Consider the following 16367-nt stretch of genomic DNA (forward strand, 5'->3'; position numbering starts at 1 on the left):
GCGGAAGGCGCCGCCGCCGGCCGGCCCCCTTCCGGCATCAGCGGGCGGCGGTGACGAGGTCGCCGATCAGCTCGGCCGTCGTGAAGTCGTGGGCGAGCCGGTTCTTGGTCAGGGCGAACGCGGTGCCGGTCGCCGTGTCGGCCCAGGCCGTGCTGCCGCCTGCGCCGCCGACCCCGAACACGGTCGGCGACTCCTCGGGCGTCTTGCCGTGCGCGCCGATGCCGAAGCCGAGCCCCCACGCCGACGGCATGCCGAAGATCTCGTCGACGCCGCTCGACACGATGGCGGTGGCCTCGCGCAGCCGTTCGGGGGTGATGAGGCGCACGCCGTCCACCTCGCCGAGCAGCGCGGCGTACATGCGCGCGATGGCCCTGGCCGAGGTCTTGCCGCCGGCGGGGATGTCGGCCGACAGGTAGTCGGGCCGGTTGCCCAGCTCGGCGTTCGGCATGAGCGACATCGGCGCGGCCTTGAACATGGGCAGGTCGGCCGGCATCTCGCCCCACGCGGACGGGTCCATGGGGGCGTCCTCCAGGCGGGCCAGCCGCGCGTGCTCGCGCTCCGGCATGCCGAAGTACAGCTCGTCGGCCACCCCGAGCGGCCCCGCGACGTCCTCCTTGAGCACCTGTGAGATGGGCTTGCCGGTCACCCGCCGGACGATCTCGCCGACGATGAAGCCGAAGGTGTAGGCGTGGTAGCCCATCTTGGTGCCGGGCTCCCACCACAGCTCCGCGTCCTCCAGGGCGGCGACCATCTTGCCCCAGTCGCAGACGTCCTCGGGCGTGGTGTCGAGGGGCACGCCGGGCACGCCGGCCGTGTGCGAGAGCACGTGCCGGACGGTGACGCGCTCCTTGCCGTGCCGGGCGAACTCGGGCCACAGCTCGGCCACCGGCGTGTCGTAGCCGAACAGGCCGCGCTCGGCGAGCACGTGGGCGACGGCGGCGGTGGCGCCCTTGCCGATGGAGAAGTTGTAGAAGGGCGTGTCGGGTGTCACCGGCCGCCCGGTTCCAGGGTCGGCGACGCCCGCCACGACGTCCACGATCTGGACGCCGTCCTGGTAGACGGCCACCTGGAGCCCGCGCTCCGCGCCCGACTCGACGAGCTTGTCGGCGGCTGCCTGCACCTGCTGCTGAAGGTCACTCATGTCCGTTTCCATCCTGTTCGTCGCTGGAACTAGACGGTACAGTACTCACATCGGTACGGAACTGTCTAGTACTGTTCTGGGTACGCGAACGAGGAGGCGGTCATGGCAGCGGAAGAGGACGGCCGGACGGCACGCAAGCGCAGGCAGATCCTGGAGGCGGCGCTCCCGGTGTTCCTGCGCAACGGCTACGTGGGCACGAGCATGGACGAGGTGGCCGCACTGGCCTCCGTGTCGAAGCAGACCGTCTACAAGCACTTCACCGACAAGGAACAGCTCTTCACCAGCATCATCATGGACACCACCGGCCAGGTGGAGGGCCTGGCCAAGATGATCACGGCGGCCCTGGAGGACACCGACGACCTGGAGAAGGACCTGCGCGAGCTGGCCCGCCAGTTCCTCGCCCGCATCATGAGCCCCGACGTGCTCAAGCTGCGCCGCCTGGTCATCGCCGAGGCCGACCGCTTCCCCGACCTCGGCCGCACCTGGTACGCCCAGGGCTTCGAGCGCTCGCTGGAGACCATGGCCACCGCGTTCGGGCGGCTGGCCGAGCGCGGCCTGCTGCGCACGGACGACCCGGCCCTGGCCGCCGAGCACTTCGTCGGCCTGCTGCTGTGGATCCCGGTGAACAAGGCGATGTTCTCGGGCGGCGGCGGCCACTACACCGAGGCCGACCTCGACCGGCTGGCGGACGCCGGGGTGGCCGCGTTCCTGCGGGCCTACGCTAGCCCAGGTAGCGCCTGATCCCGTCGGCGAGCGCGGCGGCCATGCGCTTGCGGAAGGCGGCGTCGGACATCTTGGCGGCATCGCCCTTGTTGCGCATGTTGCCGCACTCGATGAACACCGCCGGCCGCGTCGACAGGTTGAGCCCGCCCAGGTCCGTGCGGGTCGCCAGGCCGTTCTTCGCGGTGTAGGTGGCGTACGGCATGCCGGTGCCGGCGCGGTAGGCGTCGCGGATGTCGCGGCCGAGCTTCGCCGACGGCTTGACCACGTCGTCGTTGTGCCCGCGCAGCAGGCCCGGCATGATCACGTGGAACCCGTGCCCGCTCGGCGCCGCGCCGTCGCCGTGGATGGACAGCACGGCGTCCGCCCTGGCCTCGTTGCCGATCGCGGCCCGCTCGGTGACGCACGGGCCCACGCCCTTGTCATTGGGGCGGGTGAGCACGACCTTGGCGCCCATGCGCTCCAGGATCGGCTTCAGGTCGCCGGCGACGTCCCAGGTGAAGGCGTGCTCGGGGTAGCCGTCGGCGGTCTCGGTGCCGGTGGTGTTGCACGCCTTGCGGCCGGTGATGATGTCGACCTGGCGGTTGATCTCCTTCGGGTGCGCGGCGTTGCCGCCGTTGTGCCCCGGGTCGATGACGACGGTCTTGCCGGCCAGCGGCGCCGCCGTGCCGGAGGGGCTGCCGGACGGCGGGGAGGCGGGCAGCGCCGCCTCCCGGGCGGCGGGCACGGCACCGCCACCGCCACCGCATCCGGCTGCGGACAGCGCGGTGAGCAGGGCCAGCGCCGCCGGCCCGGCTCGGTGGGCGAGCGGGGCCGGTGACGCGGATCCGGCTCGGTGAGCACGCATGGCACCGACCGTACCGGGCCCCGCCCCGGAAACCCAAGACCGGCGCTGACCTGCGATTTCGTGTCGCGAACCGGGTTTCCGCCGGACGCGCGGCGGTGAGGATCCGAGGGTGTGATCCGAGGTTACGCAGAGCAGCCGAGCCCGTTCGCGGGCGGCGAGGTGACGTTGCGGGTGTCGACGGACGCGCCCCGGTTCAGGGTGGAGCTGCACCGGTGCGGCGACGGGCTGACCTTGTGCGAGAAGTCGCCGTGGCTGCCGGGCGCCGACGCGCCCCCGCACCTGCCCGCCCACGACTGGGGCCGGCCGGGCACGGGGCTGCGCGGCGAGCCGCTGCCCGCCTGGCCCGCCTACCCGATGCCGGCCCCCGCCGAGCCCGGCGTGTACGTCGCGGTGCTGGTGGAGGGCGACGAGAGCGGCCGCGACCGGACCGACCCCGACCGGACGACGGCCGACGGGCGCGCGGCCAAGGCCCTGTTCGTGGTCCGTCCCCCGCGACCGGCGGCCCGCATCCTCTACAAGCTGCCGCTGCTGACCTACCACGCCTACAACCTCATCGACGGGCACGCCTACGACCCCGCGCAGGCGTCCGGGCACTGGTGCCTGTACAACATGCCGCGCCCCGAGGAGGTGCCCGGCGGGCTCTCCCCCGGGGTGGGGCTGCACCGGCCGGGCGGCGGCACGGGCGCGACGCCGTACGACATCACGAACTTCGACCCGTACGACCCGACACCGCGCCAGACGTACGTGCATTGGGACGGCCCGTTCGTGGCCTGGCTGGAGCGGCACGGGTACGCGGTGGACCTGTGCACGGACGTGGACCTGCACCGGGAGGGGGCGGAGCTGCTGGAGCCGTACCGGCTGCTGGTGAGCGCGGGGCACGACGAGTACTGGAGCGACGCCATGCGCGCGGCCGTGGCGCGGCACGTGGCGGGCGGCGGGAACGCGGCCTTCTTCGGCGGCAACACCTGCTGGTGGCGGGTCGTCTTCCACGACGCCGTCACCTTCTCCCGGGTCGGCTTCTGGCACGAGGCGGGCGCGCCGGAGAACGAGCTGATCGGCGTGAGCTTCCGCAACGGCGGCGAGCGCGACCGCGACGAGCACCCGCTGCCGGTGGGCTTCCGGGTGCAGCACGCCGGCCACTGGGTGTACGAGGGCACGGGGCTGCGTGAGGGGGAGGTGTTCGGGCTGGCGGAGAACCTGGTGGGGTACGAGTGCGACGGCGCCGCGTTCGACCGCGACGCCGGGCCGCCCCACGTGCCTGCGGGGGCCGACGGCACGCCGCCCGGGTTCACGATCCTGGGCGTGGGCGATGCGCGGGCGAGCGGCTGGGGGCTCGGCAACGGGGCCGCCACCATGGGCCTCTACACCGATGGCGGCACCGTCTTCAACGCCGCCACCACCGACTGGGTGCGCGGCCTGGCGACCTCGCCAGCGGTCGAGCGCATCACGGCGAACGTGCTCGACCGCCTGGGTTGAAGATCGCGGGTCAGGCGGGCTCGCCCGGCAGCGGCGGCTCCTCGCGCTTGCGGATCAGGTACGGCGGCATCGCCAGCGCGTGCATGCCGGTCGCGGCCAGCGTCTGGATCGAGTGCTCCGGCGTCTCCGTGAGCGGCTCCCCCGGCCCGTTCAGCGAGGTGTTGATCAGCACCGGCGTGCCGGTGCGCTCGTGCCACCGGCTGAGCAGGGCGTGCAGGAACGGGGTGGTGGCGCGGGTGACCGTCTGGAGCCTGGCGGTGCCGTCCACGTGCGTGATCCCCGGCAGCCGGTCGCGGTGCTCGGGGCGGACGGCGGCGGCGTACTGCATGAACGGGGCGGGCCGGTCCACCTCGAAGATCTGCTCGGCGTGCTCGGCCAGTACCAGCGGCGCCAGCGGCCGGAACCACTCGCGGCCCTTCACCTGGAAGTTGATGTAGTCCTGCATGTCGGGGCTGCGCGGGTCGCCGAGGATGCTGCGGTTGCCGAGCGCGCGCGGCCCCGACTCGCTGCGGCCCTGGTGCAGCCCGATCACCCGGCCGCTGTCCAGCAGCGTGGCCAGCTCGCCCACGAGGTCGGCCGGCTGCTCGGCGTACAGGCCGGCGGGCAGGGCGCGGACGGCGGCCTCGATGTCGGCCTCGTCGGGGTCGGGGCCGAGGAAGTCGTCGGTCCAGCGGAAGCCGCTGTCGACGCCGAGGCAGGCGATGAGCCCGTACAGGGCGCAGCCGACGGCCGTGCCGCCGTCGTGCGGGCTGGGCGGGATGAACACCTCGCGGAACGGCGACTCGCGGATGAGCCGGCCGTTGGCGGAGCAGTTGAGCGCGGTGCCGCCGGCGAAGGCGAGCGCGTCGAGGCCGGTCTCGGCGTGCAGCCAGGCGACCACCCGGTTGAGCGCCTCCTCGAAGGCGCGCTGGCCGGCGGCGGCGAGGTTCGCGGCGCGGCGGAACTCCTCGCCGCCCGGCTCGTAGACGAACGCGTCGCGATGCCGGAACGTCTCCAGCCAGGCGTCCGGGATGTGCACCTCGTGGCCGTGCACGTCGAGGCCGGGCAGGCCGAGCGCGCCGGGGTCGCCGAACGGGGCCAGCCCCATCACCTTGCCCTCATTGCCCTCGCCCTCCGGCCACAACATCTTGGTCAGCAGCGCGTAGAAGCAGCCGAGCCCGGCGGGCCTGGCCCAGTCGCCGTCCCAGAGCTGCTTGGCCAGGCATTCCAGGCGCCCGCGCCGGCACCGGTAGAAGGAGGCCACCTCCAGCAGGTCGCCGTCGGTGCCGGGCGGCAGCGGGACGTCCTCGGTGAAGTCGCGGACGTGGCTGCCCTGCGCGTCGATCACCAGCCCGGCCGCCTCCTCGAACGGCGAGGGGTAGAAGGCGCTGTAGAGGTGGCTGAGGTGGTGGGAGACGAGCACGATGGGCGCGCCGTCCTTGAGCCCGAGCGTCTCGCGCACCTCTTCCTGGTACGCGGGCGCGTGCTCGATCTCGGTGTCCGACGAGTAGCCCTCCACGACCAGGTCCACCGGCTCCTTCAGCAGCGGCATGGCGGGCAGGTAACGGTCGGGCAGGTCGCCGAGCCGGCCCCAGTGGTGCTTGCGGCGGCTGATGCGTTCCTTTTGCAGGCTGTACATGCCGGACTCGCCCACCGCGACGGCTATGGAGCCATCCTGGGTGCGATTTATCCCGACAACGATGGGAAAGTCGGCCATCTGCGGTGCCTCCTGATCGTGATCACGGGCACCGATACCCCAGGGCGGGACAAGTGGATCTCCCAACCGCGTAAGGGACACGTCAGCAGAGCTTGTCCTGCCCCGGCAGCACGCCCGTGACCAGGAACTCCGTCACCGCCGCGTCGCCGCAGGCGTTGCCGTTGGCCAGGTAGCTGCCGTGCCCGCCGGAGTCCACGGCCACCATGCGCGCCCGCGCGCCGAACGCCTCCCGCATCTTCAGCGCCCCGCTGTACGGCGTCGACGGGTCCCGCAGGTTCTGCACCAGCAGGACGTTCGCCGGGCCGCGCGAGGTCACCCGCACCGGACGCTCGGCCGGACGGTACGGCCAGGACGCGCACGGCCCGATGTTGACCGGCATGCCCGCCGTGAGCGGGTACGCCGCCCGGTCCCGCGCGACCAGCCGCTCGTGCCGGGCGATCGAGGCAGGCCACTCCACGTCGTTGCAGAGCGTGGCCGCCGAGGAGGCGGCGCTGTTCTGCATGACGGCCGCGGGCGGCGTGGCGGCGGCCGGCAGCGGCGTCCCGGCCAGCGCCGCCTTCATCAGCGCCGCCAGGCCGGGGAAGCCGCTGTCGGAGTACAGGGCGTTCAGCATGCTCTCGCGCAGGGCGTTGCCGGTCAGCCGCGGCGGGTTGGCGCCGGGCCACGGCAGCGGCTCGCGGTCGAGCCGCCCGGCCAGGTCCAGGAACGTGCGGCGGACCTCGGCGGCGTCGGCGCCCAGGCCGTACTCGGCATCGTGCCCGGCCGCCCACGCCGCGAAGTCGGGGAAGCGGTCCTCCACTCCCACCGAGTAGTTGGCCAGCCACGCGCGCGCCACCCTGGCCGGGTCGGGGTCGTCGTTGCTGTCCAGGACGACCCGGTCGGTCCGCTCGGGGAACATCGTGGCGTACACCGCGCCCGCGTACGTGCCGTACGAGACGCCCCAGTAGGAGAGGCGGCGCTCGCCGAGCGCCTTCCTGATCGTGTCCATGTCCCTGGCCTCGTTGCGGGTGCTGATGTGGCGCAGCAGCGGGCCGCCGTTCCGCGCGCACGCCTCGGCGATCCTCCGGGACCAGGCGGCGTTCTCCGCGATGCCGCCGTCCGCCGCCGGGTACGGCTTCAACCGGGTGAAGGCCAGGTCCTCCTGGTCGAGGCCGCAGCTCACCGGGGTGCTGGCGCCGACGCCGCGCGGGTCGAAGCCGACCAGGTCGTAGCGGTCGAGCACGTCCTTCGGCAGGCGGGAGACGTACGTGCTCGGGCGGGACAGGCCGGGGCTGCCCGGGCCGCCGGGGACGAGCAGCAGCACGCCGCGGCGCAACTGCGGCCGGGCCGTCCTGATCCGGGAGACGGCCAGCGAGATCGAGCCCTTGGCCGGGGCGGCGTAGTCGAGCGGCACCTCGATCGTGGCGCACTCCTGGCGCGGGTCGGAGCCCGCCGCGCACGGGCCCCAGGTGGTGGCGGCCGTGGCGGGAGCGGTCAGGGCGGTCAGGGCGGTCAGGGTGACGACGGCGGTCGCGCCGATCGCGAGCAGGCGTTTCATGGGGACAAGCCTGCTGATCAGAGCAGATCTCTCACCATGGAGGCGATCACCGATCACCCATGACGTCGTCACGAACCGGACACCCGTAAACAAGGGATGACCCGCGAGGTGCTGGCCGGACCCGGCGATCGGCCGCACCATACGGGGGTGTCGCATCCCCCGGAAGCAAGCAAGCCGCCGACCGCCCAGAGCGGCGCCGGGCCCGCCCCGGTGAGCCGCGCTCTCGCCGCCGACCGGCTCGGCGCGCCCACTGTCGTCTACTTCGTCCTGTCGGCCGCCGCGCCCCTCACCGTCGTCGCCGGCGTCGTCACCACCGGCTACGCCGTCACCGGGATCACCGGGCTGCCCGTCGCCTTCCTGGTCGTCGGCGTCGTGCTGGCGGTCTTCGCCGTCGGGTACGTCGCCATGGCCCGCCACCTGGCCAACGCCGGCGCGTTCTACACCTACGTCACCAGGGGGCTCGGCCGCCCCGCCGGGATCGCGGCCGCCTGGGTGGCGCTCATCGCGTACAACACGCTGCAGGTGGCGCTCTACGGCGCCTTCGGCGTGGCGTCGGCGCCGCTGTTCGAGCGGTGGCTGGGCGTCACGCCCGCCTGGTGGGCGCTCTCGCTGGCCGCCTGGGCGCTCGTCGCGGCGCTCGGCCTGATGCGGGTGGACGTCAACGGCCGCCTGCTGGCCGTGCTGCTGACCGCCGAGGTGGCCGTCATCCTGCTGTTCGACCTGGCCGACCTGGCCAACCCGGCCGCCGCCGGCTACGCCACCGGGACGCTGTCGCCGGCCGCGCTGTTCGTGCCGGGCGTGGGGCGCTGCTGGTGCTGGCCACGCTCGGGTTCGTCGGGTTCGAGTCGTCGGTGGTGTTCTCCGAGGAGAGCCGGGAGCCGCGCCGGACGGTGCCGCTGGCCACGTACGCGTCCGTGGCGATCATCGCGCTCGTGTACGCGCTGTCGTCGTGGGCCATGACCGTCGCCACCGGGCCGGACGCCATCGTCGCCACCGCCCGCCGCGACCAGGCCGACACCATCTTCGTGCTGGCCGAGGCGCACCTCGGCCCCGTCGTCGTGGACATCGCCCGGGTGCTGTTCACCACCAGCGTCCTCGCCGCGATGATCTCCTTCCACAACACCACCGCCCGCTACTTCTTCGCGCTCGGCCGCGAGCGCGTGCTGCCCGCCGTCTTCGGCCGCACGCGCGCCCGCAGCGGCGCGCCCCAGGCCGGCTCGATCGCCCAGAGCGTGCTCGGCCTGGCCACGATCACGCTGTACGCGCTCCTCGGCCTCGACCCGCTCGTGCAGCTCTTCTTCTACGGCGGCTCCTTCGGCGGCCTCGGCGTGCTGCTGCTGATCTTCGTGACCTCCGTCGCGGTCATCGCCTTCTTCGCCAGGCGGCCCAGCGGCGAGACGCTGGGCCGGCGGGTGATCGCGCCGGTGCCGGCCGCGATCGCGCTGGCCGTGATGGTGTGGTTCGCGCTGGACAACTTCTGGGCACTGCTCGGCGTGCCCCAGGGCGACGCCCTGGCCTGGGTGCTGCCGGCCGTCTACGCGGTCGCCGCGGTGCTCGGAGTGGTGTGGGCGTTCGTGCTGCGTGCCGGGCGACCCGCCGTTTACGCTGCGGTGGGGACGGGCGCCAAGGCGGCCACCGTCCCCGACGGCGCATGATCGACGAGAGGAGATGTGGGCCGATGGGAGAGACCTACGAGGCCGGCCGGGTGACGCGCGAGGCGTTCGGGCCCTGGCCGGTGTACCACCGCGAGAGCGGGGCCGCGTTCGCGTTACGACCCGCCGTCCGCCCGGCCACGGCCGACGACGCCCAGCAGGTCGCCGAGCTGATCGCGACCGCGTTCTCCGGGCTGCGGCCGATGGCCTACCTGGTGCCCGACCGCAGGGCGCGGCACCGCGTCATCGCCGCCGGCTTCCGCATCTTCGTCGAGCACGCCGTCGAGCACGGCGAGATCCACCTCATCGACGACGGCCCCGCCGTGGCCGTGTGGTTCCCCTACACCTCGCCGCTGCCCGCCCCCGCCGACTACGAGCGCCGGCTCACCGAGGCCACCGGCGAATGGGCCGAGCGGTTCCGCGTCCTCAACGGGCTGTTCGAGCAGAACCATCCCGCCGAGCCGCACCAGCACCTCGCGTTCCTGGCGGTGCACCCCGACCGGCAGAACGAGGGCCTCGGCACCGCCCTGCTGCGCTACCAGCACGCCCGGCTCGACGGGCTGCCCGCGTACCTGGAGGCCAGCGACCCGCGCAACCGGGACCTCTACGCGCGGCACGGATACCGGGCGCGGCAGCCGTTCGCCCTGCCGGACGGCACCCTGTACTGGCCGATGTGGCGGCCCGGAACCGTCTGATGTGTTCGTGAGGCGCGTTTGTGAGGCGTCACAGATTTGACCGCCGACATTTACTCCGCTGTCCAGTTCACAGAATGACGAGCATGGCTCATCGTGTGTCTGCGAATCCAACCGCGACCACGGGAGAGCCCACATGCGCCGCCGTACCTTCCTGACTGCCCTGCCCGCGTCGGTGGCGTTCTCGGGGGCGGTGTGGCACGAGGCCGTGGCGTCGGTGCGCGCCGGCGAGAGCCCGTACGGGCCGCTCGGCGCGCCCGACGCCAACGGCATGGCGTTACCCGCCGGTTTCACCGGCCGCGTCGTCGCCAGGTCCGGCCACAGTGTCGGCGGCAGCGTGGGCGGCACGCTCTGGCACCCCGCCCCCGACGGCGGCGCCTGCTTCGCCGACGGCACCGGCTGGATCTACGTCTCCAACTCCGAGGTGCCGCTCATCGGGGGCGCCTCGGCGATCAGGTTCAGGGCCGACGGGTCGATCGAGCGCGCGTACCGGATCCTCAGCGGCACGAACCTCAACTGCGCGGGCGGCGCGACCCCCTGGAACACCTGGCTGTCGTGCGAGGAGATCTTCCGCGGCCGGGTCCACGAGACCGACCCGTACGGCGCCCGCGCCGCCCAGCCCCGCCCCGCCATGGGCCGCTTCAAGCACGAGGCCGCCGCCTGCGACCCCGACCACCGCGTCATCTACCTCACCGAGGACGAGAGCGACGGCTGCTTCTACCGGTTCACGCCCACGACCTGGGGCGACCTGTCCAGCGGGCGGCTGGAGGTGCTGTGCGGCGACGGCGTCCCCTGGCGTGAGGTGCCCGACCCCACGCCCGGCGTGCTGGCCCGCCAGACCCGGCACCAGGTGCCGGAGGCCAGGCACTTCAACGGCGGCGAGGGCTGCCACTATGCCGCCGGCGTCTGCTACTTCACCGCCAAGGGCGACCGCAAGGTGTGGGCGTACGACACCGCCCGCCAGACCGTCACCGCGATCTACGACGGCACCGGCACGCTCGACGGCGTCGACAACATCACCGGACAGAAGGGCGATCTCTACGTGGCCGAGGACGGCGGCAACATGGAGATCAACATCATCACGCCCGACGGCGTCGTCGCCCCGATCATGCGCCTCGACGGGCAGGCGCGGTCGGAGATCACCGGGCCCGCGTTCTCACCCGACGGGACGCGGCTCTACTTCTCCTCCCAGCGCGGCACCAGCGGCGAGACCGCCGGCACCGGCGGCATCACCTACGAGGTGACGGGCCCCTTCCGCCGCTGACCCGCCGCAGACCCGGGCACAGACACAGACACAGACGCGGGCACGGGCGCAGACATCGGCCGCTGGGCCCGCGCCTCCTCCAGACCACGGATTCCGCACCCCCCACCCCCAGCCGGAAGGAGTCCACCATGGTCCGCCGCACGCTCCTCCTCCTCACCCCGCTCTTGCTCGCCCTCTCCCTCGCCCCGCCCGCGCACGCGGCCCAGGCCGAGGTGTACGTCGCGCTGGGCGACTCGGCCGCCGCCGGCCCCCTGGTGCCCAACCAGATCCACCTCGGCTGCCTGCGCTCCGACCACAACTATCCCCGCCTGACGGCCCAGGCCATCGGCGCCGCCACGTTCCGCGACGCGACCTGCTCCGGCGCCGAGACCGAGGACATGTACCAGCCGCAGAGCACCGAGCTCGGCGACGTGCCGCCCCAGCTCGACGCGCTCACCCCCGACACCACCCTGGTCACCGTGCAGATCGGCGCGAACGACGTCGGGCTGACCGACTTCATCGAGGACTGCCTCAACCTGCTGCCCCCGCCGATCGGCGACGCCTGCAACGACGACTACAACGTGGGCGGCCAGGACAAGTGGCGGGTCGACACCGACGCGCTGCGCCCCCACCTGACGACCCTCGTCTCCGACATCCGCGCCCGCGCCCCCCAGGCCAGGATCTTCATGGTCGGGTACGGCACGTACGCGCGGCCCGACGGCTGCTACCCGCGCGTCCCGATCATCAAGGCGGACGCCAACTACATCAGGGCCACGCTCATGTACTTCAACCAGATGCTGGCCGAGCAGGCCGCCGCGGCCGGCGTCGGCTTCATCGACCTGCAGACCCCGAGCGTCGGCCACGACCCGTGCGCCTCGTCCTCGACGCGGTGGATCGAGCCGTACGTGCCCGCCTCGCCGGCCGCGCCGTTCCACCCGAACGCGGCGGGCATGCGCGGCTTCGCCGGCGTCGTGACCGCGGCCGTGACGGGCGCCGTGACGGGCGCCTTGTGAGCCGGCGCGCCGCTCGCCGCCGTCACGGGGGCCGGATGAGCCGGCGGGCCGCCAGCGCGGCCCCGATCCGCTGCAGGTGGGCCGGGTCCATCGGGTCCAGCCCCGTCAGGACGACCACCCTGCGCAGGCGGTAGTCGACCGTGTTCGGGTGCACGTGCAGCAACTCCGCGGTGCGCCGCCGGTCCAGGCCCGTGTCCAGGTACGCCGTCAGCGTCCTGAGCAGGTCGGGGTTGTCGAGCAGCGGGTCGAGCAGCCCGGCCAGCAGCGCCGTCGCCTGGCTCGACCGGGTGAGCTGGTATTCGAGCAGCACGTCGGCCAGCCGGTAGCCGCCCGGCGGCTGCTCGAAGACCCGTACCACCTCCAGCACCTCCTCCACCAGCCGCGCCGCCGCCGGCACCCCCTGCGGCGGCGCGCACTCGGCGGCCAGCCACACCGGCACCCCCGCCGCCTTGCCCGCCGCCTCCGCCAGCTCGCCCGGCTCCGGCTCCGCCCCCTGCACCGGCACCAGCACCAGCCCGCCCGCCGGGTCGAGCGCGGGCAGCACCGGCTCCGCCGCGTACCGCTGCAGCGCCGTGCGCAGCCGGTGCAGCTTGCGCCGCCCCGCGACCGGCGCGCCCGGCCCGTCCTCGTCGGGATGCCGCCCCGCCGCGACCGCCAGCACCAGGTACCGCGGCGGCAGCCGCACCCCCGCCAGCGCCGCGCGGTCCCCCGCGAGCAGCGCGGCGACGGTGGCGTGCATGGCGTGCTGCTCCTGGCTGAGCAGGCTCTCCCGCTCCTCCAGGTACGCCGAGCAGACGGCGGTCGTGGCGGCCTCCATGTAGAGCAGCACGATCCGCCCGGCCTCCAGCACGTCGCCCAGGTCGTCCGGCCCCGCCCGCGCGAACAGCCGCTCGCACACCATCCGCGCCCCCAGGTGGTAGGCCGCGAGCAGCGCTTCCAGCGGCACCCCCTCCTGGGCGCGGCGGGCCGCCGACTCCCGCAACGGCGCCAGGTCCGCCCTGGCCGGCGGGCGGCGCTCGCGGAAGGCACGGGAGATCAGGCGCAGGTTGTGCTCGGTGATGGCCGTGATGTCGCCGTCCAGCTCCTCCTCCGGCAGCCGCCGGTAGACGGGCAGCTGCTCGGCGAAGCCCCGTACGAGCCGCCTGGCCAGCTTGGCGGTCTGGCGGTCGAGCAGCTCGTGCAGCGGGCGCCCCGCCAGGGAGAGGACCACGCTCGAACCCTCCCAGATCCCCGCGCGCCGGAGAAGGCCCCGCCGGGGAGGGGATCCGGCGGGGCCCGCCGGCCTACTGACCGGTCAGCTTCAGCCAGACCGTGTACGACCACGTGCTCGACTTCAGCACGCTCTGCTCCCCGTAGGTCTCCCCCTCGTCCAGGTCGTCGCAGTGGTAGCCGTGGGCCCACGCGTTCCCCAGGTCCAGGCCGCCGGTGGTGATGGGCGGGTCGAACTCGCGCAGGTTGAAGGTCACGTTGCCGGTCCGGGTGACGATCGTCTGCCGGTTGCCGAAGTCGGAACCCGGGCGCGGCGGCCCGGCTCGGCTGGGCCCGCGCCCTCGTCCTGGAGGCCGCCGGCCGCCCAGGCCGGGCGCGGAAGGCGGCCGAGCAGGCGCGGGCCACGGCGATCCGCCTGTCCGCCCCTTACGATCAGCACAGGTCAGAGGCCATCCTTCGGCGCCTGCACGGTCGGTGTCCATGAAAGTTTCACGATTCTCGGCGGCCCGGTGTGCGCAGCCGTTGACGGGGCGGCGGCGGGAAAGGAGGATCGGAATCCGCGCTGTTTTTGGGAGCGCTCCCAATCCTTCGCCCTCAAGGACCTCCATGACCCGATACCGGGCCGCCTTACTGGCCCTTCTCACCATGGTCGCCCTGTCCCCCGCCCCGGCCGCGCTGGCCGAGGACGAGGGGCCCGAGCAGATCGTCAACGGCACCTTCGACGCCGGCACCGCCCCCTGGTGGACCACCGGCAACACCGCCCTCACCGTCCAGGACGGGCGGGCCTGCGCCGACATCCCCGGCGGCACCGCCAATCCGTGGGACGTCATCATCGGCCAGAACGACCTCCCGCTGGTGGAGGGCGAGACGTACGCCTACCGGTTCTTCGCCTCGGCGACCCCGGCCAAGGTCGGCAAGGCGCTGATCCAGCTCCCGGTGGACCCCTGGACGCAATACCTGTCGGCCGCGCCGGAGATGAGCGTCTCGGGCAACAGCTACTCCTACACGTTCACCGCGCCCGTGTCGCTGCCGAACGCGCAGGTCGTCTTCCAGTTGGGCGGCAGCGCCGAGCCTTGGAGGTTCTGCATGGACGACGTGTCGCTCAAGGGCGGCGCCGAGCCCGAGGTGTACGAGCCGGACACCGGCCCGCGCGTGCGCGTGAACATGGTGGGCTACCTGCCGTCGGGCCCGAAGAAGGCCACGCTGGTGACGGAGGCGACCGAGCCCCTGGAGTGGGAGCTGAAGAACGCCGACAAGGAGACGGTGGCGAAGGGGAAGACCGTCCCCAGGGGTGTGGACGCCAGCTCGGGCCAGAACGTCCACACACTCGACTTCGGCGCCTACCGCAAGGCGGGCGAGGACTACACGCTGACGGCCGACGGCGAGACGAGCCGGCCGTTCGACATCGCGGCGGACCTGTACGAGCAGCTCCCGGTGGACGCGCTGAAGTTCTACTACACGCAGCGCAGCGGCATCGAGATCCGCGACGACCTGCGGCCCGGCTACGGCCGTCCCGCCGGTCACGTGGGCGTGGCGCCGAACCAGGGTGACGTGAACGTGCCGTGCCAGCCGGGCGTCTGCGACTACAGCCTGAACGTCAAGGGCGGCTGGTACGACGCCGGCGACCACGGCAAGTACGTGGTCAACGGCGGCATCTCGGTCCATCAGCTGATGGCGACGTACGAGCGGGACAAGGCCGCGTTCGGCGACGGCCAGCTCGCCATCCCGGAGAGCGGCAACGGCCGGCCGGACATCCTGGACGAGGCCCGCTGGGAGCAGGAGTTCCTGCTGAGCATGCAGGTTCCGGACGGCAAGCCGTTCGAGGGCATGGCGCACCACAAGATCCACGACCGGAACTGGACGGGCCTGCCGCTGCTGCCGCACCTGGACCCGCAGCCGCGCGAGCTGCACCCGCCGTCCACGGCGGCCACGCTGAACCTGGCGGCGACGGCCGCGCAGGCGGCCCGCCTGTTCGCCCCGTACGACGCCGAGTTCGCGGCGCGGAACCTGACGGCGGCCCGCAAGGCGTGGGCGGCGGCCAAGGCGAACCCGGACAAGTACGCGGACCCGAACGACGGGGTCGGCGGCGGCGCCTACAACGACGGCGACGTCAGCGACGAGTTCTACTGGGCGGCGGCGGAGCTGTTCATCACGACGGGCGAGAAGGAGTTCAGGGACTTCGTGCTGGCCTCGCCGCACCACACCGGCGACATCTGGCGCGAGCGCGGCTTCGACTGGGGCAACACGGCGCAGCTCGGACGCCTGGAGCTGGCGACCGTCCCGAACGCGCTGCCGGACCGGGACCGGGTGCGGCGCTCGGTGGTCGAGGGGGCGGAGAAGTATCTGGCGACGCAGCAGGCGCACCCGTACGGCCTGCCGTACAACCCGCCGGACTTCGACTGGGGCTCCAACAACCTGGTGCTGAACAACATGGTGGTCATGGCCACCGCGTACGACCTGACCGGCCAGGAGAAGTACCGGGCGGCGGTGCGTGAGGGCATGGACTACATCCTGGGCCGCAACGCGCTCAACCAGTCGTACGTGACCGGCTACGGCGAGGTGGCCTCGCAGAACCAGCACAGCCGCTGGTACGCCCACCAGCTCGACGCGTCCCTGCCGAACCCGCCGCGCGGCACCCTGGCCGGCGGCCCGAACTCGGCCATCCAGGACCCGCTCGCGCAGCGCCTGCTGAAGGGCTGCAAGCCGCAGTTCTGCTACATCGACCACATCGAGTCGTGGGCGACGAACGAGCTGACCATCAACTGGAACTCGCCGCTGGCCTGGGTCTCGGCGTTCCTGGCCGACGAGGGCGGGCGCGCCGACTGCCGGGTCCGGTACACGGCGCACGGCTCGTGGCCGGGCGGGTTCACGGCGCAGGTCGAGATCGAGAACACCGGCAAGAAGGTCGTGGACGGCTGGAGCCTTCGCTGGTCGTTCCTGAGCGGCCAGCGGGCCGGGCACGCGTGGGGCGCGGAGCTGGCGCAGTCGGGCTCGGTGGTGACGGCGAAGGATCTGCGCTGGAACGGCAAGATCAAGCCGGGGCAGAAGGTGACGTTCGGCTTCAACGGCACGAACGCCTCCGGCCCCAACCCGGCGCCCGAGGTGTTCCACCTCAACGGCGTGCGCTGCAAGTAGGCACGT

General features: G+C 73.0%; 14 protein-coding genes. 8 read left to right on the forward strand and 6 right to left on the reverse strand.

The window, feature by feature from the left end; translation table 11 throughout:
* Positions 1-37: 37 nt before the first annotated feature.
* The gene (locus KIS93_RS30030; protein WP_080044483.1) at positions 38-1141 is read right to left on the reverse strand and encodes a serine hydrolase domain-containing protein; all 1104 of its coding nucleotides are present in this window, start codon (positions 1139-1141) and stop codon (positions 38-40) included.
* A 102-nt stretch (positions 1142-1243) separates the two neighbouring features.
* Between KIS93_RS30030 and KIS93_RS30035 the strand changes: the two genes are divergently transcribed.
* Complete coding sequence (locus KIS93_RS30035; RefSeq protein WP_080044482.1) at positions 1244-1882, forward strand: TetR/AcrR family transcriptional regulator; 639 nt, start codon at positions 1244-1246, stop codon at positions 1880-1882.
* Here the strand turns inward: KIS93_RS30035 and KIS93_RS30040 are convergent.
* Complete coding sequence (locus tag KIS93_RS30040; RefSeq protein ID WP_080044481.1) at positions 1863-2708, reverse strand: N-acetylmuramoyl-L-alanine amidase; 846 nt, start codon at positions 2706-2708, stop codon at positions 1863-1865. The genes KIS93_RS30035 and KIS93_RS30040 overlap by 20 nt on opposite strands.
* A gap of 111 nt (positions 2709-2819) precedes the next feature.
* On the opposite strand from KIS93_RS30040, the gene KIS93_RS30045 reads away from it, so the two are divergent.
* On the forward strand, positions 2820-4184 hold the full coding sequence (locus KIS93_RS30045; RefSeq protein WP_080044480.1) for a N,N-dimethylformamidase beta subunit family domain-containing protein: 1365 nt from the start codon (positions 2820-2822) through the stop codon (positions 4182-4184).
* Positions 4185-4194: 10 nt separating this feature from the next.
* Here the strand turns inward: KIS93_RS30045 and KIS93_RS30050 are convergent, their stop codons facing one another.
* Together KIS93_RS30050 and KIS93_RS30055 are read right to left on the reverse strand one after the other, a co-directional pair.
* The gene (locus tag KIS93_RS30050) at positions 4195-5802 is read right to left on the reverse strand and encodes a carbamoyltransferase family protein (protein WP_230465732.1); all 1608 of its coding nucleotides are present in this window, start codon (positions 5800-5802) and stop codon (positions 4195-4197) included.
* 160 nt (positions 5803-5962) lie between these two features.
* Positions 5963-7417, reverse strand: coding sequence for an alpha/beta hydrolase (locus tag KIS93_RS30055; RefSeq protein ID WP_080044478.1), 1455 nt, complete (start codon positions 7415-7417; stop codon positions 5963-5965).
* Between the two features lie 147 nt (positions 7418-7564).
* Here KIS93_RS30055 and KIS93_RS65790 point away from each other — a divergent pair, with 147 nt between their 5' ends.
* From KIS93_RS65790 to KIS93_RS30075, 5 genes are all read left to right on the forward strand, one after another.
* Positions 7565-8377, forward strand: a complete 813-nt coding sequence (locus KIS93_RS65790; RefSeq protein WP_246005383.1) for an APC family permease — start codon at positions 7565-7567, stop codon at positions 8375-8377.
* A complete protein-coding gene (locus KIS93_RS63655) occupies positions 8272-9072 on the forward strand; it encodes an APC family permease (protein ID WP_246005421.1) in 801 nt (266 codons plus the stop codon). The genes KIS93_RS65790 and KIS93_RS63655 overlap by 106 nt, the downstream gene beginning before the upstream one ends.
* A gap of 23 nt (positions 9073-9095) precedes the next feature.
* On the forward strand, positions 9096-9764 hold the full coding sequence (locus KIS93_RS30065) for a GNAT family N-acetyltransferase (protein ID WP_080044476.1): 669 nt from the start codon (positions 9096-9098) through the stop codon (positions 9762-9764).
* Positions 9765-9897: 133 nt separating this feature from the next.
* A complete protein-coding gene (locus tag KIS93_RS30070) occupies positions 9898-11025 on the forward strand; it encodes an alkaline phosphatase PhoX (RefSeq protein WP_080044475.1) in 1128 nt (375 codons plus the stop codon).
* Positions 11026-11153: 128 nt separating this feature from the next.
* Positions 11154-12017: an SGNH/GDSL hydrolase family protein gene (locus tag KIS93_RS30075; protein WP_080044474.1), complete on the forward strand. Its 864-nt coding sequence runs from the start codon at positions 11154-11156 to the stop codon at positions 12015-12017.
* 22 nt (positions 12018-12039) lie between these two features.
* On the opposite strand, the gene KIS93_RS67665 is transcribed toward KIS93_RS30075, so the two are convergent.
* Complete coding sequence (locus KIS93_RS67665; RefSeq protein WP_155128908.1) at positions 12040-13227, reverse strand: PucR family transcriptional regulator; 1188 nt, start codon at positions 13225-13227, stop codon at positions 12040-12042.
* Between the two features lie 73 nt (positions 13228-13300).
* Positions 13301-13483, reverse strand: a complete 183-nt coding sequence (locus tag KIS93_RS30085) for a hypothetical protein (RefSeq protein WP_080044473.1) — start codon at positions 13481-13483, stop codon at positions 13301-13303.
* 349 nt (positions 13484-13832) lie between these two features.
* Here KIS93_RS30085 and KIS93_RS30090 point away from each other — a divergent pair, with 349 nt between their 5' ends.
* Positions 13833-16361 carry a glycoside hydrolase family 9 protein gene (locus KIS93_RS30090; RefSeq protein ID WP_080044472.1) on the forward strand — a complete coding sequence of 843 codons (2529 nt, stop codon included), beginning with the start codon at positions 13833-13835 and terminating at the stop codon, positions 16359-16361.
* Positions 16362-16367 lie beyond the last annotated feature (6 nt).

Source organism: [Actinomadura] parvosata subsp. kistnae, assembly GCF_900323885.1.
Lineage (GTDB): Bacteria > Actinomycetota > Actinomycetes > Streptosporangiales > Streptosporangiaceae > Nonomuraea > Nonomuraea composti.

Coding starts and splice junctions, on each gene's coding strand:
- KIS93_RS30070 (WP_080044475.1), top strand. CDS start 9,898: ATGCGCCGCCGTACCTTCCTGACTGCCCTGCCCGCGTCGGTGGCGTTC.
- KIS93_RS30055 (WP_080044478.1), bottom strand. CDS start 7,417: ATGAAACGCCTGCTCGCGATCGGCGCGACCGCCGTCGTCACCCTGACC.
- KIS93_RS30050 (WP_230465732.1), bottom strand. CDS start 5,802: ATGTACAGCCTGCAAAAGGAACGCATCAGCCGCCGCAAGCACCACTGG.
- KIS93_RS30075 (WP_080044474.1), top strand. CDS start 11,154: ATGGTCCGCCGCACGCTCCTCCTCCTCACCCCGCTCTTGCTCGCCCTC.
- KIS93_RS30090 (WP_080044472.1), top strand. CDS start 13,833: ATGACCCGATACCGGGCCGCCTTACTGGCCCTTCTCACCATGGTCGCC.
- KIS93_RS30065 (WP_080044476.1), top strand. CDS start 9,096: ATGGGAGAGACCTACGAGGCCGGCCGGGTGACGCGCGAGGCGTTCGGG.
- KIS93_RS30035 (WP_080044482.1), top strand. CDS start 1,244: ATGGCAGCGGAAGAGGACGGCCGGACGGCACGCAAGCGCAGGCAGATC.
- KIS93_RS30040 (WP_080044481.1), bottom strand. CDS start 2,708: ATGCGTGCTCACCGAGCCGGATCCGCGTCACCGGCCCCGCTCGCCCAC.
- KIS93_RS30030 (WP_080044483.1), bottom strand. CDS start 1,141: ATGAGTGACCTTCAGCAGCAGGTGCAGGCAGCCGCCGACAAGCTCGTC.